Genomic DNA, 24,050 nt, shown 5'->3' on the forward strand with positions numbered 1-24,050 from the left:
CCTCGTCATCGATATTGACGGATCTGATCGACCGTCAGTCCGGCATCACGGATGATGCCGCCCATCGTGAAGGATTTGATGGGGTTGTGTCCGGGTATCGTCAGAAGGCGGTTCCCGTCGCTCATGACGACGTGTTTACCCTGGCGAACGACTCGAAATCCGGCCTTCCCACAGGGCTCGGATCGCATCCAGATGATTCACGCCCGGCAGCTTCGCCACGATCACACCGCCACTTCCACCTCGCGAACTTCGGCGTCGCGTAGTTGCTCATCGAGGGCAGCCAGGTAATCCTCGATCGCGTCCCGGATGTTCGCCAGCGCCTCGTCTTCGGTATCACCCTCCGACCAGCAGCCTGGCAGGCTCGGGACGGAGACGCTGATCCCCTCGTCCGTACGATGGAGCACGACCTTGAAGCGACGCATGACGACCTCCTACCCATAGAGACTATCCATTCAAGCCCGACTCGACCATCGATTCCGATCCTACTCGGGTCCACGTCACGTCTTCCTGATCCACCCACGTCCCCATGGACGTAACTACTCACCTCGCGTATCTTCATGGGGCCGGCCGTATCATTCGATTGCTCGCCACGATAGCCGACGTCGGCCCCGAGGAAATGATCAGCGATGATGATGTTCGACGTCTACTATGTCGCGATCAAGGCGATGTTCTTCTACGGCCTGGTGTCGTCGATCGTCAAGTTCGACAATCTCCAGAAGGGATGGCTCGCGATCGCGCTGCTGTACGCGGCCGGCGTGGCGTTCCTGAGCTACATCTGGTTCGTGAAGACGGGGCGAATCCCGCAGCCGGCCTGGCAACAGTGGGCGCTCATCACGGCCGGCATCTCGCTCGTCTATTTCCGGCTGATCACCTGGTTCGACGAGGGGGTGATCTTCTGGACGCTGCTGCTGCTGGGCATGGCCGTGGTCTGGTATTGACCCGGGGATTGGGCGAGCTCGATCGATCGAGGTTCAGGGGGCCGGTCCGATGATCCACTTCGCGTGTCCCGCGTGCGCCGCGACCTTCGACCTCGACGAGCGGCTTGCCGGCCGCACCGGCCGGTGCAAGGCTTGCGGGGAGAAGATGAAGGTCCCGGCGAAGGGGACGATCGGCACGGCGAAGCCGAAGCGGCCCGCCGGGCCGAGGCAGCCTTCGCTGGCGGCGATCGCGGCCTCGGTGAGCGGGCTCGGCGCGGGGCCGAAGCTGACGCCGGTCGGGACCGGGGCGGGCTCGCCGCGACCGGGGCTCTCGATGTCGGGCGGCCGGCCGCTCAACTGGCTGGAGGCCGTGAATAGCCAGGTCGCCCTGGCGCCCCTCTCGGTGGACAACTTCAGGTCGCTGCGATCGAAGCCGTCGCCCATGGATGAGCCGTCGATCCCCGGCCCCTACGCCATGGCGAGCGCCCCGAGCCTGCCGGCCATGCGCGCGGCCGTCGCGGCGAGCAGGCCCGCGGGCTCGGTGACCCGCGGCTATCGGCAGGGCATGGGCTCGGTCCAGAAGCTCTTCCGCTGGCTCAACGAGGGGGCCTATTTCCTGTCCATCCCCTTCGTGATGTGCGCCATCCTCGGCCTGGCGCTGCGGAACCACTCGCTGATGGTCTTCGGTGGCACGTTCGTGATCCTGCTGAACCTCAGCCGGGTCGTCACGGGCGTCTTCAACCTCGCGGTCATCCCCTTCCGCGAGAGCCCCCTGCAGGGCGTGCTCTTCCTGATCCCGCCGATCACCTTCGTCTACCTGGCGAAGAACTGGCACAAGGTCCACAAGCCGGTCAAGCGGATCCTCGGGCCGATCCTGACCATCGGGCTGGTCGCCCTGGCGTTCCTCGCCGAGCCCTGGCTGCAAGGGGGCAAGAAGCCCGAGGGCTCCTTGAAGGAGGAGGCCGCCCGGGGGATCGGCCAGATGACGGAGAAGGTCCAGCAGCAGATCGGGGACCTCCCCGGCCTGAAGAAGCAGGGGATGGAGGCCCTCCGGGAGGCCGCCGACGCCCTGAAGTCCCGAACGCCCTGAAAGGTCCGCGGCGAGGCCACGAGACCCGAAGTCCGAGATCCGGCATCCGTAGACAGGACCCGAGAGCGCTAACATGTCCGACACCGCAGAACCCCAGATCCCTGGCGCTCGGCCGGCCGACGAGGGCGACGACGACGAGATCCTGCTGGAGCCGACCGTCCAGCACGCGGTGACGACCTGGGGGGGATCGCCCGCCCCGGCCTCGCCACCGTCCCAGTCGTTCCACATGGCCCTGGCGACGAACTCGCTCCCGAGCATCACCACCGAGACCGGCGAGCTGCTCCGCACCCGGCTCAAGGCCGCGGCGCTCTTCCTGGCGCTGGGATACTCCGCCTTCTTCCTCTTCGGGCTCCTCGAGCCGAGCTCGGTGCAGCATCGGTCCGCCGTCACCCTGGGCCTGAGGCTGATCCTCTGCGCCTCGCTGGTCGGGCTGCTCTCCGCCCGCGCGGACCTCGGCTATCGCGAGCTGCGGCTGCTGGAATACGGCTTCTTCGCCGCCATGATCCTGCTGATGATGTTCGGCCAGTTCTCCACCGGGTCACGGCTCATCGACGATGGCGACCTCCCCCGGCTGGTGGCCATGGAGAAGAACGGCATCATCAACCTGCTCGTCCTCATGACGCTCTATGCCGTGTTCATCCCCAACGATCCGAGGACCACCGCCAGGGTCGTCATGACCATGGCGCTGGGCCCGTTCCTGGTCCTCGCCGCGCTCCAGTGGAAGTCGGCCGAGGCGCCGGCGATGGTCGACCAGCTCGCCCGCACCGAGTTCGCCATCGGCAACATGCTCTTCGTCCTGCTCAGCGCCGCGCTGGCGATCTACACGTCGCATACCCTCAACCACCTTCGCCGCGACCTCCACCAGGCCCGGAAGCTCGGCCAGTACCGCCTGGGCGAGAAGCTCGGCGAGGGGGGCATGGGCGAGGTCTACCTGGCCGAGCACCAGCTCCTGAAGCGCCCCTGCGCCCTCAAGCTGATCAAGCCCGATGTGAACACCAACCCGATCGCCCTGGCCCGATTCGAGCGCGAGGTCCAGACCGCGGCCACCCTCTCGCATCCCAACACGATCGAGATCTTCGACTACGGCCACGCCGACGACGGCACGTTCTACTACGTGATGGAGTACCTGCCCGGCCTGAGCGTCTCGGACCTGGTCCACCAGTTCGGCCCGCTCCCGCCCGGCCGCGCCATCTTCCTGACCCGCCAGGTCTGCGGGGCCCTCTCCGAGGCCCACCGGATGGGCGTCGTCCACCGCGACCTGAAGCCGGCCAACATCATCGTGGCGATCCTGGGCGGCAAGTGCGACGTGCCCAAGGTGCTGGATTTCGGCCTCGTCAAGCTGACCGCCGACCACCCGGAGGCCGTCCGGCTGACCGCCGACTACACCGTCAGCGGCACGCCCCAGTACATGTCCCCGGAACAGGCCATGGCCGCCGACCTGGACGGCCGGTCGGACATCTACTCGCTGGGGGCGATCCTCTACTTCATGCTCACCGGCCAGCCCCCGTTCCAGGGCGGCACCCCCACGGAGCTGATGATCGCCCACGCCCGCGACCCGGTCACGCCCCCCTCGAAGCACCGCCCGGAGATCCCGGCCGACCTCGAAGCGGTCGTCATGAAGTGCCTCGAGAAGAAGGCCGACGATCGCTACCCGGACACCCGGGCCCTGGCCGCGGCCCTCGCCGCCTGCGCCTCCGCGGCGGACTGGGACGAGGCCCACGCCGAACAGTGGTGGGCCGACCAGGCGGCCGCCCTGGCCGACTCCGAGGCGAGCCTCCAGCCGGCATGAGACGGGGGGAGGACGAACCACAGAGGCACAGAGGCACAGAGAAGATCAAGCCGAAGAAGAACGGGAGGGGGAAAGACGGGAGAGGGAAAGACGGGAGAGGGAAAGACGGGAGAGGGAAAGACGGGAGAGGGAGGAAAACTCGGCGAGGAAAGGCCAGGCGGCTCCTCGCCGGGAGATACGAGACCGCTCAGTTCAGTCTGCGGGAGCGAGGAGGGCCTGGCGGTCTCGGCGTTGCATCCAGGCGGCGACCCCCACCAGGGCGATCCACCACGAGACGCCGTAGATCAGGAAGGCGTGATCGGGCAGGTTGACCATTAGCGTCCCCGTCAGGCCCATCTGGACGGCCGGGATGAAGAACAAAGGGGTGAACAACCAGGCCATCGACGCGAACAGGAACGTGCTCAGGGTGCCCCAGACGGGCTTGTACCAGGCCAGCTCGTAACCCGTGAACCAGTTCGACGTGACCACGGTGAACGAGAGGATCAGGAACGTCGTCCAGAACTTCACGACGAGGTTGATCGCCACCGAGGTCCGCGCCCAGTTTCGCCCCATCAGTCGCCGCCAGTAGGCCAGCACGGCGATCAGCTCCGCCAGCCAGAGGACCGGGTGCCAGAGGTTCGCCTTGCCGTCCGGGACATAGCTCGCCTGGCAGAGCAGGAAGCCGGCCAGATGGATGAAGGCCAGGCCCACGAGGGCCCCGGGGATCTGGGGGCGAACGGCCGATCGTTCGAACCCCTCGATCAGCCGCGATCTCCAGAGCCTGAAATCGGCCCAGTCCGCCTCGTCCCTTCGCGCCGGGACGGACGTCGAAGGGAACGCCACGGCCTGGGCCACCGCCCGCCCGGTCCTCTCTTCCGCGAGCTCAATCATCTCAACCTCCGCCCGATCATGCGACGACCGGCCGACCCGTTCCCATCTCCAGGATCGTCTCTCCATCCTACACCATCGATTGGTAAGATAGATAATCAAGATAAAGAATCCGATCCGAGCCCGTCGATCTTACCCGCATGGCCCGTCCCCACGGATTCGGCCCGCCCCCGTCGCCCCCGTGAGGCCTTTTCATGTCGGCCGCGTTCTCGACCTCGCTCAAGAATCCGCAACCGGATGCCGGGGACCTGACCTGGGACGAGGTCCACCACCGACTGATCCCGCTCCTCCGGGCGGACGACATCACGAACGTCCCCTACATCCTGGGCGAATACCTGGGCCTGGCGGCGACCCTGGCCGCGTGCGGCTGGCTCTACCGGTCCTGGTCGGCGGGCGCGATCCCGACGGCGGCGTTCGGGCCCCTTTGCGCCCTCGGGATGGCGGTCGTGGCGGCCTTCCAGCACAGGCTCTCCGGACTCGGGCATGAAGGGAGCCATTACGCCCTCTTCCGCAATCGGCTGGCCAACGAGCTCGCGTCGGACCTGTTCTGCATGTTCCCGATCATGGGGATGACCCAGCGGTTCCGGGTGACGCACTTGGCCCATCACCAGTTCCTCAACGACCCGGCGAAGGATCCGGACATCTCCCGGCTCCATTTCGACGAGGACCGCTATCCGTTCCCGATGAGCAAGCGGACGTTCTGGTATCGGTACGTGCTGGGCTCGTTCTGGCTGCCGTCGCTCTGGACCTACCTCGCCGGGCAGGCGAAGAACGCCAACGTCACCGCCGGCTTCAAGGAGCCCCGGGGCGTCTACCGGTTCCGCGTCGGCCGCTGCCTGCGGGGCTCGTTCTGGCTCCCCGTGCTGACCGCGGTGCACCTGACCGGCTCGTGGCCGATCTTCCTCCTCTTCTGGGTCGCTCCCCTGGTCACGTTTTATGCGACGTTCATGCAGCTCCGGGAGATAGCCCACCACAGCAACGCGCCCGAGGGCGGCGAGTTCCGCCACTCCCGGAACTTCTTCTGCGCGCCGATCGTCCGCTGGGCGATCTTCCCGTACGGCCAGGACTACCACCTGACCCACCACGTCTTCGGCCTGATGCCGCACTACAACCTGAAAGCGGCCCACGAGGTCCTGCTCCGGTATCCGCCCTATCGCGAGCAGGCGATCGCCTGCCACGGCTACTTCTTCCGCCGCCCGGGCATGCCCGGGCCGACGATCCTGGACGTACTGTCGGGGTCCGCAGAGGCCGCCCCCGCCTGATCGCGACGCCGCGGACCCGGTATCGCGGCCGCGGCCGATCTTGCTATGGTGGGGAGATCTCCCGGCCCGCGCCGGGGCGACCCGGGAGCAAGCCAGCCATGCAGCAGCGACGACTCGGACGGACGGGATTGAAGGTCTCGAACATCTGCCTGGGGACGATGACCTTCGCCGGCCAGTGTGACGAGCCGACGTCGTTCCGGATCCTCGAGAAGGCGTACGGAGCCGGCGTGACCTTCCTGGACACGGCGGACTGCTATCCGCTCCCCGTCGCGCCGGAGACTGCCGGGCTCACGGAGGAGGTCGTCGGCCGCTGGCTGGCCGCTTCGCCGGGGCGTCGCGACGAGCTCGTCGTCGCGACCAAGTGCCGGATCCGCGTCGGCCACGGCCCCAATGATCAGGGGCTTTCGCGGCGGCACATCGTCGCCTCCTGCGAGAAGAGCCTGAGGCGCCTCGGGACCGACCGCATCGACCTCTACCAGGCCCATTCCCCCGACCCCGAGACCCCCATCGAGGAGACCCTGCGGGCCTTCGACGACCTGGTCCGGGCCGGCAAGGTGCTCTACGTCGGCTGCTCGAACTATCCGGCCTGGCAGCTCGCCCTGGCGCTCGGCGTCAGCGAGCGGGACGGCCTGGCGCGATACGACTGCGTGCAGCCGAGGTACAACGCCCTCGTCCGCGACATCGAGCCGGAGCTGCTCCCGCTCTGCCGCGACCAGGGCCTGGGCGTGATCGGCTACAACCCGCTCGCCGGCGGCCTGCTCACCGGCAAGCATCGGGCCGACGCCCCGCCGGAGCCCGGCACGCGATTCACCATGGGCTCCGCCGGCGAGCTCTACCGCGAGCGGTACTGGCACGCCGCCCAGTTCAAGGCCGTCGCCGAGCTCAAGGCGTCCTGCGACGCCCGCGGCCTCGACGTCGCGACGGCGAGCGTCGCCTGGGTCCTCGCCCAGCCCGGCATCACCTCGGCCATCGTCGGCGCCAGCCGCCCGGAGCAGCTCGACGCCACCCTCCCCGCCGCCGACCTGATCCTCGACGACGAGACGAAGGCCGCCTTCGACGCCGCCTTGTGGAGCCTGCCCCGCCGGCCGGTCGGACGATAACTCCCGGAGAAAGGAACGTGCTCGATGGCGAAGAAGAACCTCAGCCGCGACCAGAAGCGCAAGGCGAAGCTCAAGAAGCGGGCCGAGCGATCCCGCCCGCAGGAGTCGCTCGCCTACTCCGGCAACAAGTACCGGACCGCCGAGCTGGTGCCGGTGATGCTCCGCACCGAGGTCGGCATCTACGAGTCGTACGTGATGCTCGACCCCGACCTGACCGACAACGACGTCCAGTCGGCGATCGAGCGCATGATCATCCAGTTGCGCGATGGCACGCTGTCGCCGCTCCCCGATCCCGAGGATCCGGACGAGGACGAAGTGGATGCGGAGGACTTCATCCGCGAGAGAATCCGCCGAAACTGGCAGGTCTACTCCGAGACGAAGGCCCTGCCCCCGAAGGACGACCTGATCGGGATCCTGCGGACGATCCTCAATTCACTCGACATCTGGCGATGGAAGGAGATGTCTCCGCAGGGCTACTACAAGTTCCTGAAGGGGTTCATGAAGGATGCCGGGGTGACCATCCACCGCCTCGAGTCCGATACGCTCACGCGCGAGCGGCCGGCGGTTGGCGAACTGCCCGCGCCCGAGGGCCGGGGGACGGCTTGAACGGTCGCGGCGGACTTATCCATTGTTTATGAACGTCGACACTTGTCAAATTGAACCGTCGAAGGTGAATCCCCCGGGGCGACGAGATCGCCCCGTCGACGCATCCGCCCGGGATGAATCCCCGATACGGAGTCCGTGACGATGCGACTCGCGCGAGGCTTGCTGATCCTGATCCTCTTCCCGATGATCGCCTCCCAAGCCTCGGCCGATGATCCATTCGCGATCCGCGTCGTCTACGCCGGCAACCCGGGCAGCGACCGCGAGAAGGACTTCGCCGCCTTCCTCCGCCAGACCTTCCGCGAGGTGAAAACCGTCGATTACCGGACCTTCGAGCCGAAGATGGCCGACGGATTCGATGTGGTCATCTTCGACTGGACCAGCCTCTATCGCACCGATGCATCCGGCAAGCTCGACCCGAACCCACCGAGCCTGCCCAACCCGGCCGTTCCGAAGCTCCCGGACGACTACGCAAGGCCGACGATCCTGATCGGCGGCGCGGGGCAGCGGGTCATCAAGTCGCGGAAGCTCAAGATCGACTGGCATTGCCTCTGCCTCTTCGAGGCCGCCCACGGCCTGGCCCTGGGGCACGAGATCTTCCACACGCCCCTGGACGTGAACCCGACCTTCACGGCGTTTCCCACCCCCGCACAGTATCCTTCGCTCAGCCTGGGCGAGCCGATCGGCGCGACGATTCGGGCGTGGAAGGTCCAGACTCGAACCTTCCCCGCGATCGACGCCGGGCTGATCGCCGAGGGGCTTACGTTCGCCGATTCGCCCGACGCCGAGGTGATCTCCGCCGGCCTCAGCTCGAAGGGCCCCGACTCGGCCGCGATCGCCCGCCAGGGGAACTTCCTCCTCTGGGGATTCTATGCGGCGCCCGCCGATCTGACCCCGGAGGCCAGGCGCTGCTTCCTCAACGCCGTCTGCTACATCCGCAAGTTTGAGGGACAGAAGCCCTTCGTCCGCAAGGTCGAGACGGCCTTCAGCAGGGCATGGACCCTGATGCTCGCTCAGCACGTCGCCACGGCCATGGATCGAGACGCCTACCGACGGTCCAATCCGGCACTCGCCGCCCACTCCGAGGAGCGACTGGAGGAGCAGAGGCGATTCGACGTCGTGATCACCGGCAGGGCCTTCCCCCAGGCGGTGTCGAAGCAGGCCGAATCCGACCCGAAGGCCCCCGCCGCCTGGGTTCGCGAGAACTACGAGTGGCTCATGCCCGGTCCCGACCACGACGGGATCATCGAGGCGGCCATCGACGAGGACGTGAAGGCCCTGGGGCTCTCGAACCACGACGTCGGCCTGCTGGAAGCCTGCGTCGCCCGCCTCGAGCGCGGGGACCAGGCCGACCGCGCCCGGCGGATCCTCGAACGCTACACGAACGATCGGTTTCCGGACCCGAAGGGCTGGCGGTCCTGGCTCGACGCCGGCCGGCCGCGGATCTTCTTCACCGAGGCGGGCGGATACAAATTCCTGGTCGCCCCCGAGGGACTGACGCCGCCCAGACGTTTCGAGCAGTCGCCCCTGACCGTGCCGCCGCCGAAGCCCGCCCGGGTCGCGGCCCGCGCCGAGTGCTCGCCCGCGAAGCTCCGGCCCGGCGAGGAGTTCACGCTGACGGTCCGCGTCGAGATCAAGGACGGCTGGCACATCGCGGCCATGAAGGGCTCGCGAGGCCCCGAGGTCGCCACGAGCCTGGCCATCTCCATGCCTTTCGACGTTGAGCCGGCCGGCGAATGGACCGGCCCGGAGCCGATCCCCGGCAACGAGGGTCGGCTCACCTATACAGGCACGATCGAGTTCCGCCGCCGCCTCCGCGTCGGCAAGAACAGATATTCCGGCCCTCTCGACGGGGCCTGCACCCTGGGCTTCCAGGCGTGCGACCCGTTTTCCTGCATGCCGCCCGCGGAGCTCGACATGGCCTGGCACGCCACCTTCGTCGAGCGGTGAGTGAGGTCGCCCTTCGTATCGCCGGGCAGCTCTTCCGGGATGGAATGTCCGGAAGGACGGCGAAGGCCCCGACGATCCAAGAGTGATCTGGAGCACCGCCATGCCACTCCGCGACCATTTTCGTCCCCCCCTCGACGATGAGCGATCCTGGGATGAAATGCACGGGGCGTGGCCGGCCATCATCGTCAAGTAGGAATCTACGACACGAGATACGGACGTCGCCTGGTGGCCGCCATCGAGATCATCAGCCCCTTTCCGCTCCCGACGCTCCCCCTCTGGCTGGCAGACGACCTTGCGGTCCCTCTGGATCTCGATGCGGTCTACGAGGAGAGTTGCCGCGTCCTTCGAATGCCCTGATTCGACGAGCGATCGCGTCGAGCGTGTCCTCCACGGCTCATCTGGATTCAGCCGCCCCCACGAACTCCGCCAGGTGCCGGCCGGTCAGGGTGGATTTCGCCGCGACGAGATCCGCGGGCGTGCCCTCGAAGACGATCCGGCCGCCGTCGTGGCCGGCGCCGGGGCCGAGGTCGATGATCCAGTCGGCGTGCGCCATCACCGCCTGGTGATGCTCGATCACGATCACCGACTTGCCCGCATCCACCAGCCGGTCGAGGAGCCCGAGCAACTGCGCGAGGTCCGCCAGGTGGAGGCCGATCGTTGGCTCGTCGAGGACATAGATCCCCCCCTCGGCCCCCATCTCGGTCGCCAGCTTGAGGCGCTGCCGCTCGCCCCCGGAGAGCGTCGTCAGCGGCTGGCCGAGGCGGACGTAGCCGAGCCCCACGTCGGCCAGCCGCTTGAGGATCGCGTGCGCGGCCGGCGTCTTCGCCGCGCCGGCCCCGAAGAAGCCGACCGCGGGCTCGACCGGCATGTCGAGCACCTCCGCGATGTTCAGCCCGCCGAGGCGGTACTCCAGCACCGCGGCCTGGAACCGCCGGCCCTCGCAGTCCTCGCAGGGGCTGGCCACGCCGGCCATCATGCCGAGGTCCGTGTAGATCACCCCCGCGCCGTTGCAGGTCGGGCAGGCCCCCTCGGAGTTGGCGCTGAAGAGGGCGGGCTTCACGCCGTTGGCCTTGGCGAACGCCTTGCGGATCGGCTCCAGCAGGTCGGTGTACGTCGCCGGGTTGCTCCGCCGCGAGCCCCGGATCGGCGCCTGATCGACCGAGACCACCCCGGGCCGTCCGCTCACCGATCCGTGGATCAGCGAACTCTTGCCCGAGCCGGCCACGCCGGTCACCACCACGAGGACCCCGAGCGGGATGTCCACGTCCACGCCCTGCAGGTTGTGGGACCGCGCCCCGCGCACCTCCATCACGCCGGTGGATTTCCTCACCGCGGGCTTGAGCGCGGCCCGGTCGCTCAGGTGCCGCCCCGTGAGCGTGCCGCTGGCCCGCAGCCCCTGCACCGTCCCTTCGAAGACCACCTCGCCGCCGGCGGTCCCGGCCCCCGGGCCCAGGTCCACGACGTGGTCGGCGATCGCGATCATCTCCGGCTTGTGCTCGACCACCAGGACCGTGTTCCCCTTGTCGCGGAGCCGCAGCAGCAGCTCGTTCATCCTCCGGATGTCGTGCGGATGCAGCCCGATCGTCGGCTCGTCGAAGACGTACGTCGCATCGGTGAGCGACGACCCGAGATGGCGGACCATCTTCGTCCGCTGGGCCTCGCCCCCCGAGAGCGTCCCGGACGGCCGGTCCAGGCTCAGGTATCCCAGGCCGATCTCCACGAACGAGTCCAGCGTGTGCCCCAGCGCCTTCAGCAACGGCGCGACCGATGGCTCGTCGAGCCCGCGGACCCAGCCGGCCAGGTCGTTGATCTGCATCGCGCAGGCCTCGGCGATGTGGATCCCCTTGATCTTCGAGGACCGCGCCGCCTCGCTGAGCCGCGTGCCGCCGCAGTCGGGGCAGGCCGTGAACGTGACCGCCCGCTCCACGAACGCCCGGACGTGCGGCTGCATCGCATCCACGTCCTTGGACAGGAACGATTTCTGGATCTTCGAGATCAGGCCCTCGTAGCTCAGGTTGATGTTCTCGAACTTGACCTTGGTGGGCTCCTGGTAGAGGAACCTCTGCCGCTCCTGCTTGGTGTACTTGCGGATCGGCTTGTTCGGGTCCAGGCCGGCGGCCGCGAAGATGCGGACCTGCCAGCCGTCGGGTGTGTAGCCGGGGATCGTGAGCGCGCCTTCGTTGAGCGACTTGCCGTCGTCGAACAGTTGGGACAGGTCGATGTCATTGACCATGCCCATGCCCTCGCATCGCGGGCACATGCCGCCGTTGACGGTGAAGGACTTCTTCTCGACCTTCTTGCCGTCGGCCTTCTCGATCGTCACCGCCCCGACGCCGCGGACCGACGGGACGTTGAAGGAGAAGGCATTGGACGGGCCGATGTGCGGCACGCCGAGACGGCTGAACAGGACCCGGAGCATCGCGTTGGCGTCCGTGACCGTGCCGACCGTCGATCGGGCGTTGGCCCCCATCCGCTCCTGATCGACGAGGATCGCGGTTGTCAGCCCTTCGAGGACGTCCACCTCCGGCCGGGCCAGCGTCGGCATGAACCCCTGCACGAACGCGCTGTAGGTCTCGTTGATCAATCGCTGCGACTCCGCCGCGATCGTCCCGAAGACCAGCGAGGACTTGCCCGATCCCGACACGCCCGTGAACACGGTGAGCCGGCGCTTGGGGATCTCGACGCTGACGTCCTTGAGGTTGTTCTCCCGCGCGCCGCGGACGCGGATCATGTCGTGGCTGTCCGCGGGGTGCGGCCCTTTGGTTGCCATGTTCGTGTCCCTCTCAGCGAGCGCGTGTGGAGTCTGCCCGTCCGACGCTGCGCCTCCGGGCGGTATAGGGCAGCACGAACAGGTACAGGCCGGTGATCAGCAGCAGCAAGAGCGGGATCAGCGCCATGAGGCCGACCCAGGGCGGCGGCGGCCCCTTCGCCATGACGACGATGTTCAGGATGACTCCCGCCGTGAAGGCGATGGACACCCAGCGGTGGGCCTGCCGAATCCATTCGTTTATGTTCAAGACATCCTCCCTGAAAGGAATGTTCTCGCCGGATCACGACATCCGGGCCAGCAGATCGACGAGCCTTCTCCCCATCATCTGCCACCCGTAGCGGGCACCGCCGAGGTTCTGCTTCTGGTCCGGGCCGAAGCCCGAATGCACCACCGACAGCCGCGTGCCGGACGCGCTGGGCGCCAGCGTGAAGGTCACGACCGTGTCGAGCTCCATGTCGCCCACGACCCATCCGTAGCGGAGGGTCCTGGGCTCATCGACCTCGAGCACCCGGCAACTCACGATGCCGTCCCACCCGGGCTGCGGCGGCGCCTGCAGCGAGAACGCCGCCCCCGGCTCGAGCCGGAAGCCGATGGCGGGCAGGAGCCACTCCGCCAGCAAGGCGGGGTCGGTGAGGGCCCGCCACACCTTCTCCGGCGGATGAACAAGGTCGAACTCGAGCGACAAGGATCCCGTGCCCGATCGTGCTCCCTCGTGGGCGGAGGCCATCAGTCCATCTCCTCCAGCAACTTCCCCAGCCGATCGATGCGGCCCTTCCAGAAGGACGCGTAATGATCGATCCAGTCGATCAAGGGCGCCAGCCCTTCCCGATCCGCCCGATAGTACGTCTGCCGTCCCTCCGGCCGGTCGCGGACCAGCCGGACCTGCTTCAGGACCACCAGGTGCTTCGAGACCGCCGGCTGCGACACCCCGGCCCGCTCCGTCAGCGCGCGGACCGTCTGCTCCCCTTCGCTCATCAGATGTTCGAAGATCGAGCGCCGGGTCGGATCCGCGAGGGCCCGGAAGAGATCGTCAGCAACGACTTGCATCGCAGAATCATAGCCGGCGGGCTATGAATTGTCAAGCGGCCTCTCAACGTGGAGCGGCTCCGTCGAGCATGGCCGCGAGTCCGCGATGATCCGCGGTCGCCTCAGGTGAGCGGGGAGGCCGGCGGCTTGCATTCCCGTCCCGCCAAGACCAACATGCCGGAAGACGCGGCCGGCCCAGTTACGGTGCGGTCGCCGCATGCGTTCGAGGTGGAGTCGTGAACGTGAGACGCGCGTACCCTAAGGCGGCGATGGTCGTGGCACTGGGGGCGATGCTGGCCGCGTCGAGGTCCGAGGCCATCGGGGATGAGGCCGTGGCGTGGCCGGGGCGGTCGTTCCCGATCCGGATCAGCGACGATCGACGGCACCTCGTGGACGGGCACGGGAAGCCGTTCTTCTACCAGGCGGATACGCCGTGGATGATCTTCCTGAAGCTCAACCAGGCCGAAGCGAAGGAGTACATGGCGAGGCGACAGGAGCAAGGGTTCACCGCGCTCCAGGTCATGCTCACGGGATTCCTGGGCATGACCAATCGCGACGGGGAACTCCCCTTCGAGGGCCGGCCGCCGGAGCAGGATCTCGGCCGGCCGAATGAGCGGTACTTCGCGCACGTGGATCGGGTCGTGGAGGAGGCGCGGGAGCTGGGGATGCTGCTGGCCATCGCACCGGCGTGGTCGGACTGCTGCGGGGTGGGATGGGCCGGCAAGGAGAAGGACGGGACGCCCAAGCCGCTCAACGCCAACGGGCCGACGAAGTGCCGAGAATACGGCCGCTGGCTGGGCCGGCGTTACGGCAGATTCCCGAACGTGGCGTGGATCCTCGGGGGCGACATCGACCCGGACAACGCCCGTGCGGAGATCCGCCAGATCGGCCTGGGCTTGAAGGAGGCGGCGCCCTATCAGCTCATCACCTATCACGCCTCGTCGTCGCACTCCAGCACCGACGTCTGGCCGGCGGACGAGCGCTGGCTGGACGTGTCGATGGTCTACACCTATTTCCGCGGCTTCAACAAGGCGTGGAACAAGAACCAACCGGATGTTTACGAGGTCAGCCACGCGGAGTACACAAAGCGTCCCGTCCGCCCGTTCCTCCTAGGAGAGTCGACCTACGAGGGAGAGCACAGCGACTGGGGCAGCGCGCTCCAGGCCAGGAAGCAGGCCTGGTGGTGCGTGCTCGGTGGCGGCTGCGGCCATGCGTACGGCTCGCCGAACTGGAACATGCCTCCCACCTGGCGGAGGGTGCTGGAGCAGCCCGGCGCGATCTCGCTGGGGCACCTCCGCCGGTTCGTCGAATCGCGGCCCTGGTGGAAGCTCGTCCCCGACGCCCGCAATGCCGTCGCCGTCGCCGGCCGAGGCCCCTTCGCGACCAATGACTACGCGGTCACCGCGATCGCCTCCGATCGCTCGTTCTCCGTGACCTATCTCCCCACCAGGCGGAAGATCACCCTCGACGTCGGCACGATCTCCGGCCCGCGCGCGATCGCCTGGTGGTTCAACCCCCGCACGGGCGAATCGACCCGCATCGGCGCGATCGCCGACAAGCGTCCCCGCGACTTCGAGCCGAGCGCCGACGGCGACTGGGTCCTCATCCTCGACGACGCGGCGAACGGACTCCCCGCGGGTGTCGATGACGGCCGCGGCCCCGCCCCGAAGCGATGACGCTCCTGGCCGGCATCAGGACCTTCCACCAGGCCGGCGTGGGGCTCGAGAAGGTCTCGAACGTCCGGCGGCTCGAGCCTTCGTCATCGACGCTCGACGGTCGCGAGGAGCGTCACCTTGCCGTCGCCGGAGAGCTTCCGCACGCGCGGGATCCAGGCCTGGCGCGTCGTCGCCTTGACGGACCAGTACTCCAGAACGAGGAGGTCTTCGCCCGCCAGGACGACGGCCGTGGGGCTCCACACGCCCTCGGTGCGGAGGGCCACGGAAGTTGTCCCGTCCGGCGCGATCCGGAGCACGGTCCCGCAGGCCGATGCGGCGACGAAGACGGTCCCGTCGGGCCGCACGTCGAGCCCACGCAGGGCGGGGCCAAGGTGTTCATCCTTGGCGGCGGGCGGGCGATCGCAGCTCGGGACCTTGACCTTGTCGGCCACGACGGCAATCTTGCCATCCGGCGCGATCCTCCTGACCGCGGCCAGCTCCGAGTAGTACAGCGACCCGTCGGCCGCCGCGGCCAGTCCATGGATCCAGGGGACCGCCTTCTCCCTCCCGGACGAATCGACCTCGAGCACGGGAGGGAGCATCGCGAACACCTCGGGCTTCTCGCCTGGGCGGAGCCGCATGATCCGGACGCGGTCGCCGACGGCCCGGGGATAGTAGAAGACCCCGTCTGGACCGACCGCGATCGGGAAGTCGCTGGAGAGGATCAGCGTCGGGTCGCGGCCGATGACCGGGAGCTCGCCCCCCGCGTCACGCGGCATGTCTCGGGCGGAGAGACCGCCGCGGCGGTCGATCGCGAGCCAGTGGAAGGCCTCGCCCTCGTGCCGGGCAAGTCTCCCTTGCGTATCGATCGTCCAGACGCCGACGCCGGTATCGACGAAGTAGATCCTGCCGGACCGATCGACGACGATTCCCGAACCGGGATGGGCCCGTGCGGCCATCGAAGAGAAGACCAGCACGAACCACACGCCAAGTCGGACGAAGCGCTTCATGGAGGCGCCTCCGGGGGAGCTGACGGCCAGGTCGAGCGAGCGCTCGGATGCCGAACGACACACCAAGGCTCGGCTAACAAGACGGGCGTCGTTCCGAACGCGAATGAGCACGAAATCCCGCGGGTGACCGGGCGACGCGCGGCGACCGAGCGACACCCCAGGCCAGGATCGCATCGCGGTGGCCACACGTCCGTCAGTCGATCAGGGCGGCCTCGACGGCCAGCCCGGGGCCGAAGGCGAGAGCCAGCCAGGGCCGAGGGGCGTCCTCGCGGGCGAGGCGGTCGAGGATGAAGAGGATCGTCGGCGAGGACATGTTCCCATGATCGGCCAGCACGCGCTGGGAAACGTCCAGGGATGAGGGGGGCAACGCCAGGGCTTCCGCCACCGCGGACAGGATCCTCGGGCCGCCGGGATGGACCGCCCAGGATCCGATCGACGCGAGGTCCCTCCCCTGCCCGGCCAGCCAGCCCTCGAGCCATGGCCGCAGGTGCTCGCCGATCAGGTCGGGGACCCGCGAGGAGAGCGTCATCCGGAAGCCGTGATCGCCGATCCGCCAGGACATGGCATCCTCCGAGTCGTCGATCAGCGTCGAGCCCGAGGCGACCACGCGGAGCGGCCCCCGGCCGTCACGGCCCTCCGACCGGGAGCCCGGCAAGGCCACGAGCGCGGCGGCGCCGTCCGCGAAGAGGGCGTTGGAGACGATCCGGTCGGCGTCCCATCCGTATTGATGGTGGAGGCTGCAGAGCTCCAGGGCGCAGAGCAGGACGCAGGCGTCGGGATCGGCGTCGACGAAGGCGCGAGCCGCCCGGATCCCGTTGAGCGCGCCGTGGCACCCCATGAAGCCCACGTGGGTCCGCGCCGTCCCCGGCCGGAGTGGCAACTGCTTGAAGAGCGCGATGTCATATCCCGGGGCATAGAACCCGCTGCAAGACACCGTGACCAGGTGGGTCACGCGGCCCGGCTCCACCCCCGCGGCCTCGAAGGCGGCCCGGCAGGCCCCCACGCCGAGCGGGCCGGCCTCGGCCTCGTAGCGGAGCATCCGCTCCAGCGTCGTCGGCGGATTCACGCCGTAGAAGGACTGCCGGCCCTCGAGCGGGCCGTCGGACCGATCCAGGACCACGCAGCCGCGGCCCTCGACGCCGGCCCGCCGGTAGAGCGTGGCGAAGAGCCGCTCCTGCGAGGGCGTCTCGCAGGCGTACTCCCAGGCGATCCGGGCGGCATCCGCCTGATCGATCCGGTGCGGCGGCAGGGCCGTGCCGATCCCCGCGACGGTCATGCTCATGGGAATACCCGCTTATCCATCAAGGGAACGGAGCCTCCCTCGGCCTGCCGGATCGCGAGCCCGGCGACCGCTGGGACATGATTCGCCACCGCGAAGGCCAGCCGCGCCATCCATGGCCGCTTCAGGAGCGCCGCCACGCCCCGGCAGAGCCGTTGTCGTCGCAAGACGCGTGCCCGGTGGAGGCCGCACCAGGACGTCGACAGCGCGGGGCTCCAGCCGGCCGTCGCCATCTCCGCCAGGGGCGCGACGTCGATGCCGGATCGGATCGCCCAGGCCATGCCCTCGCCCGTGAACGGTTCGACGTAGCCGGCGGCGTCCCCGAGCACGAAGTATCGCTCGCCGGCGATCGGCCGGGTTCGTCGCGTTAGCGCGGGCGTCCCCCGCCAGTCCGCGCCGTCCAGGCCGGAGGGGATCGGGAAACCCGCCTCGCGCAGCACCACCCTGGCGGCGGCCCCCGGCCCGCCCTCGTCCCGGATGAGGCCCACATCGAAGGCCGCGGCGATGTTCAGCCCGCCCCCCTCGACCCGGACGAGGCCGACATAGCCGCGGCTCGCCACGGCCATGAAGATCGTGTCCCTTCGCCCGAATTCCGGACAGGACGCGAGTCCGCATCCGGCGCCGACGCGAGAGCCCGGCGATGCCACGCTCCGGACCCCCTCATCCTCCTCGAACCGCGGCGGACCCAGGCCGGTCGCCACCAGGACGACGCGCGCCTCGGCCTGCACCCTGCGCGAGCCGGCGACGAGCGTCACCCGCCGCGCTCCCGCCGCGGCCGGCCCGATGATCCCCTCCGCCCCGTCAAGGAAGCCGGCGCCGACGGCCACGGCCGAGCCGGCGAGGGCGGCATCGAGTGCCGGCCGAGAGATCGCCGTCCCCCCCGGCAATCGAAGCCGCAAGGTCCGGCCCTCGTGCCCGACTTCCAGCGCCTCAATCCGGCCGCCGCCGAGCCCGCGGACGATGTCCCCCAGCCCGATCGATTCCAGCTCCCGGAGCGACGCGTCGTTGAGACACGCGCCGCAGACCTTGGGCCGGGGGAACGTCCTGCGGTCCACCAGGAGCGTCCGCACGCCGCGGCCGGCGAGCTGCCGGGCGGCGATCGAGCCGGCGGGGCCCGCCCCCAGGACGATCGCGTCCCAGGTCCGGCCGGCGGCCTCGTCCAGGTCCAGCGTCGGGGCCGGATTCGGGGTCGGGACGCTCATGACGTCGGCCGCCTCCAGCTCAGGAGGAATCGCTGGGGCCAGTGGCGGTCGATCGTCGCCCCGCGCAGCCCCGCGCGGCGAGCCAGGTCCAGGGCCTCGTCGGGAGTGAACGCCCCTGCCACCGACGTCGGCCCGTCCTCGTGGACGATCGGCGACCGGGACAGCAGCCGGCAGCCGGCGGCCGCCAGCAGGTAGCCCCACGAGCTCCGGATGAGGTCGTCGACCAGCACGAGCCGTCGCGCCGCGGCGCCCATCCGGCCGAGCAGCCCGACCGCCTCGGTTTCGTCCAGGTGGTGGAGGAAGAGCGAGCATGTGATCACATCGTAACCCTCGGGCAAGGGGTCGTTGAGGGCATCGAGCGCGAAGAACCGGCAGGTCGACCCGCGGGCCGAGGCGAGGGCCTCGGCGATCTCGACGGCCTGGGGGCTGACGTCGCAGCCGTCGGCCGCGACCTCGAGCCCGGCGCGCCGGGCTCGGGCCCGGATCGCCAGCGGCAGGGCTCCGCCCCCCGTGGCGACGTCGAGTACCCGCAGCGGCCGCTCATCCGAAGGCAATGCGCGTGCCAGCGGCTCGATCCGCCGCCAGGCGACCGCATCGGTCCGGCTCAGGGCGTTGATCCGCTTCAGGCCGGCCAGGGCCCGCGCGTGCTCGTCCGCCGGGAGCCCGGGCTGGTCCATCCGCTCCGGCCGGCGATTGCGCCGTCGCAGTGTGGTGAAGAATCTCGGTGGCACGACGATCGATGCGATCCTGGAAGGGCAAGCGCGAAGGGCGTAAGGGCTCGACGATACCGCAGGACCTCTGCCTGCGGCAACCCTCGCGACCGATCCGGGCCGGAACCGTCGCGGCTGTCGGCCACCTGCTTGGTGGTCCGTCTCGCCCCCGGTCCGGGGCCGGTGGTCGGTGTCCCAGCACTCGACCGCTGAGAAGCAAGCCCGGGCCAGGAGACATCTCTCTTCACACGCGGGGAGTCCCGACGGACGACCCGGGATGAGATAGGATGAGGGAAGAAGGCGTTCGGAGAAAGAGAAATAGGAGAGCCATCATGACCCGCACACTTCAAGGCAAGGTCCGTGGGAAGACCATCGAGCTGGAAGAGGAACTCGGTCTCGCCGACGGTGAGCAGGTCCAGGTCCAGGTCACGGCGATACCCCCCGTCACGACGTGGGGACAAGGGATTGCTCGGTCGGCTGGGATCGCCGCCGATCTTCCCGGTTTCGATGTGGCCTTCGCGCAGATTCAGCGGGAGCGAGAGCAGGCCCAGTACAGGGATGCAGCCGACTGAGCTTCTTGCTCGACACCAATATCTGTTCGGAGCACATGAAGCGGCCCGGCGGTCTGGCCCACCGTTTTGTTCAGTATTCGGGGCGTCTCTGGATCCCTGCGATCGTCCTGGGGGAGCTGTACGCCGGCGCCTATTTGCTGGATACGCCTGATCCTATACTTGCGGGCATTCAGGAGCTGAGACGGGATGTTGGCCTGGTCGACTTCGATGCGGCGAGCACGGAGGAATTCGGAAGGCTGAGAGGGTGGCTCAAGCGTCACGGCAGCCCGCGCAATCCTGTGGACCTGATGATCGCAGCCGTGGCACTGGCACGTGGCCTTTGCCTTGTGACCCACAATACGAGGCACTTCCAGGACCTCCCCGACCTTCGACTGGAGGACTGGCTCACGCCCTGAGGGCACCCTGTCCCCGTGATCCCTTGCGGACCGCCAGGGCCTCTCGCGAGCCCCCCGGGCCGGCTATCATGAGGGCAACATGCCGGGATCAGCCACCCGGCGGGCCCGACGATCCGGGGAGAGACGTCATGACGCGGAAGTGCGATTGCGCGGGGGCGTGCGGGCCGCAATGGCCCGAGGTGTCCAGGCGGGAGTTCATCGAGATCACCGGCATCGGGGCGGCCGGGGCCTTGCTGGCCGCCGGGGGGACCACCTCCGCCTTCGCGGCGGCGCCGGCGGACCTGGCGCGCTGGAAGGAAACGCTCCTCGACCCGAGGGCCCGCCGCGTCTATGACTCCGCCACGCACGACGGCGCGCGGATGCACCTGGGCGGGATCGGGACGGGCAACTTCGAGATCGGCGCCGACGGCCAGCTCACCACCTGGCAGCTCTTCAACACCCTCCGCGACGGCGAGGTGCCGTTCGCCTTCGTCGCTCGCGTGGGCAAGACGACGCGGCTGCTCCAGACCCGCGGCGGTCGCGACTGGACGCGGATCCGGAAGATCGCCATGACGGGCGAATATCCGATCGCCACGCTCCGCTTCGAGGATCCCGAGCTGCCGGTGACGCTCGAGCTGGACGCCTTCTCGCCGTTCGCGCCGCTCGATGCGAAGCTGTCGTCGATCCCGGCGGCCGTCTTCGTCTTCCGCGTGAAGAACACGAGCGATACCGATCAGGTCGTCTCCTTGGGCGCGCTGATGACCAACCCGGTTGGATACGACGCCGTCGGTGCGATCGAGGGGCACTCGCATCCGAATCTCGGCGGCAACGTCAACGAGGTCGTCCGCGAGCCGGGCGCGAAGGGGCTGGTCTTCCGGGCGGTGACCGCCGCGGAGGCGACGATCGACGGCGAGGTCTCGATCGCGACCCTCGCCAATCTCAAGGACGTCACGAAGCCGCACCGGGACTGGCCGGCGGGGCTGCACGTCGAGACGCACGAGAAGCCGCCGCAGGGGGGCCTTGCGGGCAAGGACCCGGCCCGGTCGATCCTCTGGATGGAGGACGCGCCGGCGGACCTCTCGACGGCCTGGCTCGAGGCGGCGAAGGCCGCGGTGGAGGCCGGCGCGACGCTCGTGTTCTCGGGCTCGGACATGCCCCTGCTGAAGTCCCTGGGGGCGGTTACCGGGGGCAAGGCGGTGGACGCCGCGAACGCCCGCCCGGACGTGGTCTTCGAGGACTTCGAGGACGGCTACGGCAAGTGGAAGGTCGAGGGCAAGGCCTTCGGCGACGTGCCGCCGGCCGGGACGCTCCCGGGTCAGCAGCCGGTGAGCGGCTTCGAGGGGAAGCGGCTGGTGAACTCGTTCGTCGGCGGCGACGACACCGTCGGCCGGCTGATCAGCAGGGATTTCACGATCGAGCGGCCCTTCATCCGCTTCCTCATCGGCGGCGGCTTCCGGCCGACCACGCAGCTCCGCCTGGTCGTGGACGGGCAGGTCGTCCGCTCCGCCGCCGGCCGCGACGACGAGAAGCTCGCCCCGGCGTTCTGGGGCGTCAACGACCTGGTCGGCAAGACGGCGCACTTCGAGATCGTGGACCAGCAGAAGGGGCCGTGGGGACACATCAACGTCGACCGGATCGTCTTCGCCGACCGCGCGGGGGATCCGGCCGTCTACCGGCTCCTGGATGAGCTGCTGCCGGCGCGGTTCCGCGACGTCGTGCCGCGCGAGGGGGGCGTCGAGCTGGCCGGCCGCGAGGACCGCGAGGGGACGACGACGGCGACGGCCGGTCCGTTCCGGACGCTCCGCCGACCCCTCGGCAAGGGACAGGTCGTGATCGTCCTGGGACCGATCCTCGACCGCCGACAGGCCGAGGTCCGGGCGAGCCGGCATCGGGCCTTCGCGATCCTCTGCTCGCTGATCGGCGTGGCCTACGAGGCGCCCGCGACCGTCACGCCGAAGGCTCCCGGGTTCGGCACCGTGGCGCTGGCCACGACCGGCCCTAACGCCACGGTCTATCCGTCGTTCGACGACTGGGATGAGGTCTGGCGCCACTTCTCGGAGCACGGTGCCTTCCCCCGGCCCGGCTCCGTCCCGCCCGCCCCTCCGAGCCCGCCCGGCCGGACGACCTCCGGCGCCGTCGCGTCCATGGTGACGATCGGGCCCGGCGAGTCGGCCGAGGTCCCCTTCCTCCTGACATGGCATTATCCCAACAAGTACAACGGTGACGGGACCTGGATGGGATGCCACTATGCGACCCCCTACCCGGACGCGGCGGCCGTGCTCCGCGAGGCGGCGGCCAACCTGGCCCCGTACCGCGAGAAGACGGAGCGGTTCCGCAGGACCTTCTACGACAGCACCCTGCCCTACTGGCTGCTCGACGGCCTGACCTCGCAGGCGGCGATCCTCCGGCACATCGGCATCGTCTTCCGGATCGCGAGCGGGGACGTCTACGGCTGGGAGGGCTCCAACGGCTGCTGCGACCCGACCTGCACCCACGTCTGGGGCTACGAGCAATCCCTCGCTCGGCTCTTCCCGGACCTGGAGAAGGACATGCGGCGGATCGACTTCCGCCACCAGCAGTTGCCCAATGGCGGGATCAACAATCGCACGTATTTCCCCTCGCCGCCCAGGCCCACCGGCGAGCGTCCGTTCGCCGATGGTCACGCGAGCTGCATCCTGAAGGCGTATCGCGAGGCGCTCAATCATCCCGACGACTCCTGGCTGAAGGAGTACTGGCCGGCCGTGAAGAAGGCCGTCGAGTACCTGATCGCCCGCGACGCGGCCGGATCGAACGGCGAGCCCGACGGCATCCTCCAGGACGACCAGTGGAACACGTACGACGAGGCCCTCCACGGCGTCACCACATTCATCAGCGGCTACTACCTGGCCGCCCTCCGCGCCGGCGAGGCATGGGCCAGGCGGGTGGGCGACGACGCGTCGGCGACCCGGTTTGCCGCGATCCGCGCCAGGGGCGCCGCGAACCTCGAGAAGCTCTGCTGGAACGGCGAGTACTTCGAGCAGAAGCTCGACGAGTACAGGTCGATGTCGGGCGAGGTCGGACCCGGCTGCATGAGCGACCAGCTCATCGGCCAGTGGTGGGCCCATCAGCTCGGACTCGGTTACCTCTTCCCCAGGGACCGGGTCGTCTCGGCCCTGAAGGCCGTCTTCCGGCACAACTGGAAGACCGACCTCACAGGCTGGAAGCACATGCCGCGGGCGTTCGCCGGCGACGGCGACAAGGGACTCATCATCTGCACCTGGCCGAAGGGAGGCCGGCCCGACCACGTCATGCTCTACTCCGACGAGGTCTGGACGGGCATCGAGTACCAGGTCGCCGCGCATTTGATCTACGAAGGACTCATCGAGGAGGGCCTGTCGATTGCCAAGGGGGCCCGCGACCGCTACGACGGCGTCAACCGCGCGCCGATCCCGCGCAATCCCTGGAACGAGATCGAATGCGGCGGCCACTACGCGCGGGCGATGTCGTCGTGGTCGCTCCTGCTGGCGCTTTCCGGCTACGAGTACGACGGGCCGGCCCGCGGGCTGACGTTCGCGCCGCGGCTGACGCCGGAGAACTTCAAGGCGTTCTTCTGCGGGCCGGAGGGGTGGGGGTCGCTCCTCCAGAAGCGGGACGGACGGAGCCAGCGCAATACCTTGACCGTCGCCGAGGGCCGGCTTCCGGTCGCGGAGCTGCTCCTCCAGCCGGCCCGAGCACCGAAGGCCGTCGCCGTGACCCTGGGCGGGAAGGCCGTCGAATCCTCGGCCAGGGCGGACGGCGATCGCCTGCGGATCGTGCTCCGGACACCTCAGGTCGTGGTGCCCGAGGCGGATCTCGTCGCGATGCTGGACCTGGACTGATCCGGACACAGTGCCGG

The 24,050-nt window shown here is 68.9% G+C and carries 21 protein-coding genes and 1 pseudogene; 11 read left to right on the top strand and 11 right to left on the bottom strand.

The features are described from left to right. Positions 1-5 precede the first annotated feature (5 nt). Positions 6-219: pseudogene (locus G6O54_RS38890) on the bottom strand (type II toxin-antitoxin system HicA family toxin). Positions 220-221: 2 nt separating this feature from the next. Further along, the gene (locus G6O54_RS19405) at positions 222-422 is read right to left on the bottom strand and encodes a type II toxin-antitoxin system HicB family antitoxin (RefSeq protein ID WP_165227318.1); all 201 of its coding nucleotides are present in this window, start codon (positions 420-422) and stop codon (positions 222-224) included. A 204-nt stretch (positions 423-626) separates the two neighbouring features. On the opposite strand from G6O54_RS19405, the gene G6O54_RS19410 reads away from it, so the two are divergent. From G6O54_RS19410 to G6O54_RS19420, 3 genes are all read left to right on the top strand, one after another. Next, positions 627-938, top strand: coding sequence for a hypothetical protein (locus tag G6O54_RS19410; protein WP_165227319.1), 312 nt, complete (start codon positions 627-629; stop codon positions 936-938). Positions 939-987: 49 nt separating this feature from the next. After that, positions 988-2,007, top strand: coding sequence for a hypothetical protein (locus tag G6O54_RS19415; protein WP_165227320.1), 1,020 nt, complete (start codon positions 988-990; stop codon positions 2,005-2,007). Positions 2,008-2,080: 73 nt separating this feature from the next. Continuing rightward, on the top strand, positions 2,081-3,796 hold the full coding sequence (locus tag G6O54_RS19420) for a serine/threonine-protein kinase (protein ID WP_165227321.1): 1,716 nt from the start codon (positions 2,081-2,083) through the stop codon (positions 3,794-3,796). Between the two features lie 192 nt (positions 3,797-3,988). Here the strand turns inward: G6O54_RS19420 and G6O54_RS19425 are convergent, their stop codons facing one another. Further along, a complete protein-coding gene (locus tag G6O54_RS19425; protein ID WP_165227322.1) occupies positions 3,989-4,666 on the bottom strand; it encodes a hypothetical protein in 678 nt (225 codons plus the stop codon). A 191-nt stretch (positions 4,667-4,857) separates the two neighbouring features. Here G6O54_RS19425 and G6O54_RS19430 point away from each other — a divergent pair, with 191 nt between their 5' ends. The 4 genes from G6O54_RS19430 (at position 4,858) to G6O54_RS19445 (ending at position 9,578) form a co-directional block, all read left to right on the top strand. Then, positions 4,858-5,925: a fatty acid desaturase family protein gene (locus G6O54_RS19430; protein WP_165227323.1), complete on the top strand. Its 1,068-nt coding sequence runs from the start codon at positions 4,858-4,860 to the stop codon at positions 5,923-5,925. 98 nt (positions 5,926-6,023) lie between these two features. After that, a complete protein-coding gene (locus tag G6O54_RS19435; RefSeq protein ID WP_165227324.1) occupies positions 6,024-7,025 on the top strand; it encodes an aldo/keto reductase in 1,002 nt (333 codons plus the stop codon). Between the two features lie 24 nt (positions 7,026-7,049). After that, positions 7,050-7,631 (top strand): hypothetical protein, encoded by a 582-nt coding sequence (locus tag G6O54_RS19440; RefSeq protein WP_205678923.1) that lies wholly within the window; start codon positions 7,050-7,052, stop codon positions 7,629-7,631. A 141-nt stretch (positions 7,632-7,772) separates the two neighbouring features. Then, positions 7,773-9,578 carry a hypothetical protein gene (locus G6O54_RS19445; RefSeq protein ID WP_165227325.1) on the top strand — a complete coding sequence of 602 codons (1,806 nt, stop codon included), beginning with the start codon at positions 7,773-7,775 and terminating at the stop codon, positions 9,576-9,578. Positions 9,579-9,972: 394 nt separating this feature from the next. On the opposite strand, the gene G6O54_RS19450 is transcribed toward G6O54_RS19445, so the two are convergent. The 4 genes from G6O54_RS19450 to G6O54_RS19465 are packed head-to-tail and all read right to left on the bottom strand — an operon-like array spanning position 9,973 to position 13,395. Further along, on the bottom strand, positions 9,973-12,348 hold the full coding sequence (locus tag G6O54_RS19450) for an ATP-binding cassette domain-containing protein (RefSeq protein ID WP_165227326.1): 2,376 nt from the start codon (positions 12,346-12,348) through the stop codon (positions 9,973-9,975). A 13-nt stretch (positions 12,349-12,361) separates the two neighbouring features. Next, complete coding sequence (locus G6O54_RS19455) at positions 12,362-12,595, bottom strand: hypothetical protein (RefSeq protein WP_165227327.1); 234 nt, start codon at positions 12,593-12,595, stop codon at positions 12,362-12,364. Positions 12,596-12,628: 33 nt separating this feature from the next. Next, positions 12,629-13,075 (bottom strand): SRPBCC family protein, encoded by a 447-nt coding sequence (locus tag G6O54_RS19460; RefSeq protein ID WP_165227328.1) that lies wholly within the window; start codon positions 13,073-13,075, stop codon positions 12,629-12,631. Continuing rightward, the gene (locus G6O54_RS19465) at positions 13,075-13,395 is read right to left on the bottom strand and encodes an ArsR/SmtB family transcription factor (protein WP_165227329.1); all 321 of its coding nucleotides are present in this window, start codon (positions 13,393-13,395) and stop codon (positions 13,075-13,077) included. The genes G6O54_RS19460 and G6O54_RS19465 overlap by 1 nt, the downstream gene beginning before the upstream one ends. A gap of 221 nt (positions 13,396-13,616) precedes the next feature. Here G6O54_RS19465 and G6O54_RS19470 point away from each other — a divergent pair, with 221 nt between their 5' ends. Beyond that, positions 13,617-15,050 carry a glycoside hydrolase family 140 protein gene (locus G6O54_RS19470; RefSeq protein ID WP_165227330.1) on the top strand — a complete coding sequence of 478 codons (1,434 nt, stop codon included), beginning with the start codon at positions 13,617-13,619 and terminating at the stop codon, positions 15,048-15,050. A gap of 83 nt (positions 15,051-15,133) precedes the next feature. Here the strand turns inward: G6O54_RS19470 and G6O54_RS19475 are convergent, their stop codons facing one another. The 4 genes from G6O54_RS19475 to G6O54_RS19490 form a co-directional block, all read right to left on the bottom strand. Then, positions 15,134-16,039, bottom strand: coding sequence for an SMP-30/gluconolactonase/LRE family protein (locus G6O54_RS19475; protein WP_165227331.1), 906 nt, complete (start codon positions 16,037-16,039; stop codon positions 15,134-15,136). A gap of 193 nt (positions 16,040-16,232) precedes the next feature. Then, entirely contained in the window at positions 16,233-17,321 is a 1,089-nt protein-coding gene (locus tag G6O54_RS19480) for a type III polyketide synthase (RefSeq protein ID WP_165227332.1), read from the bottom strand. Further along, a complete protein-coding gene (locus tag G6O54_RS19485) occupies positions 17,318-18,520 on the bottom strand; it encodes an NAD(P)/FAD-dependent oxidoreductase (RefSeq protein WP_165227333.1) in 1,203 nt (400 codons plus the stop codon). The genes G6O54_RS19480 and G6O54_RS19485 overlap by 4 nt, the downstream gene beginning before the upstream one ends. Further along, on the bottom strand, positions 18,517-19,251 hold the full coding sequence (locus G6O54_RS19490) for a methyltransferase domain-containing protein (protein WP_205678925.1): 735 nt from the start codon (positions 19,249-19,251) through the stop codon (positions 18,517-18,519). Before G6O54_RS19490 ends, G6O54_RS19485 begins: the two co-directional genes overlap by 4 nt. A 266-nt stretch (positions 19,252-19,517) precedes the next feature. On the opposite strand from G6O54_RS19490, the gene G6O54_RS19495 reads away from it, so the two are divergent. The 3 genes from G6O54_RS19495 to G6O54_RS19505 all read left to right on the top strand — a co-directional run bounded on the left by G6O54_RS19495 (position 19,518) and on the right by G6O54_RS19505 (position 24,033). Then, positions 19,518-19,802 carry a hypothetical protein gene (locus G6O54_RS19495; RefSeq protein ID WP_165227285.1) on the top strand — a complete coding sequence of 95 codons (285 nt, stop codon included), beginning with the start codon at positions 19,518-19,520 and terminating at the stop codon, positions 19,800-19,802. A gap of 5 nt (positions 19,803-19,807) precedes the next feature. Further along, positions 19,808-20,197 (top strand): type II toxin-antitoxin system VapC family toxin, encoded by a 390-nt coding sequence (locus tag G6O54_RS19500; RefSeq protein ID WP_250846983.1) that lies wholly within the window; start codon positions 19,808-19,810, stop codon positions 20,195-20,197. Between the two features lie 128 nt (positions 20,198-20,325). After that, positions 20,326-24,033 carry a GH116 family glycosyl-hydrolase gene (locus tag G6O54_RS19505; RefSeq protein WP_165227334.1) on the top strand — a complete coding sequence of 1,236 codons (3,708 nt, stop codon included), beginning with the start codon at positions 20,326-20,328 and terminating at the stop codon, positions 24,031-24,033. The last annotated feature ends 17 nt before the right edge of the window (positions 24,034-24,050 follow it).

Origin of the sequence: Aquisphaera insulae, from assembly GCF_011064615.1 — a bacterium.
Lineage (GTDB): Bacteria > Planctomycetota > Planctomycetia > Isosphaerales > Isosphaeraceae > Aquisphaera > Aquisphaera insulae.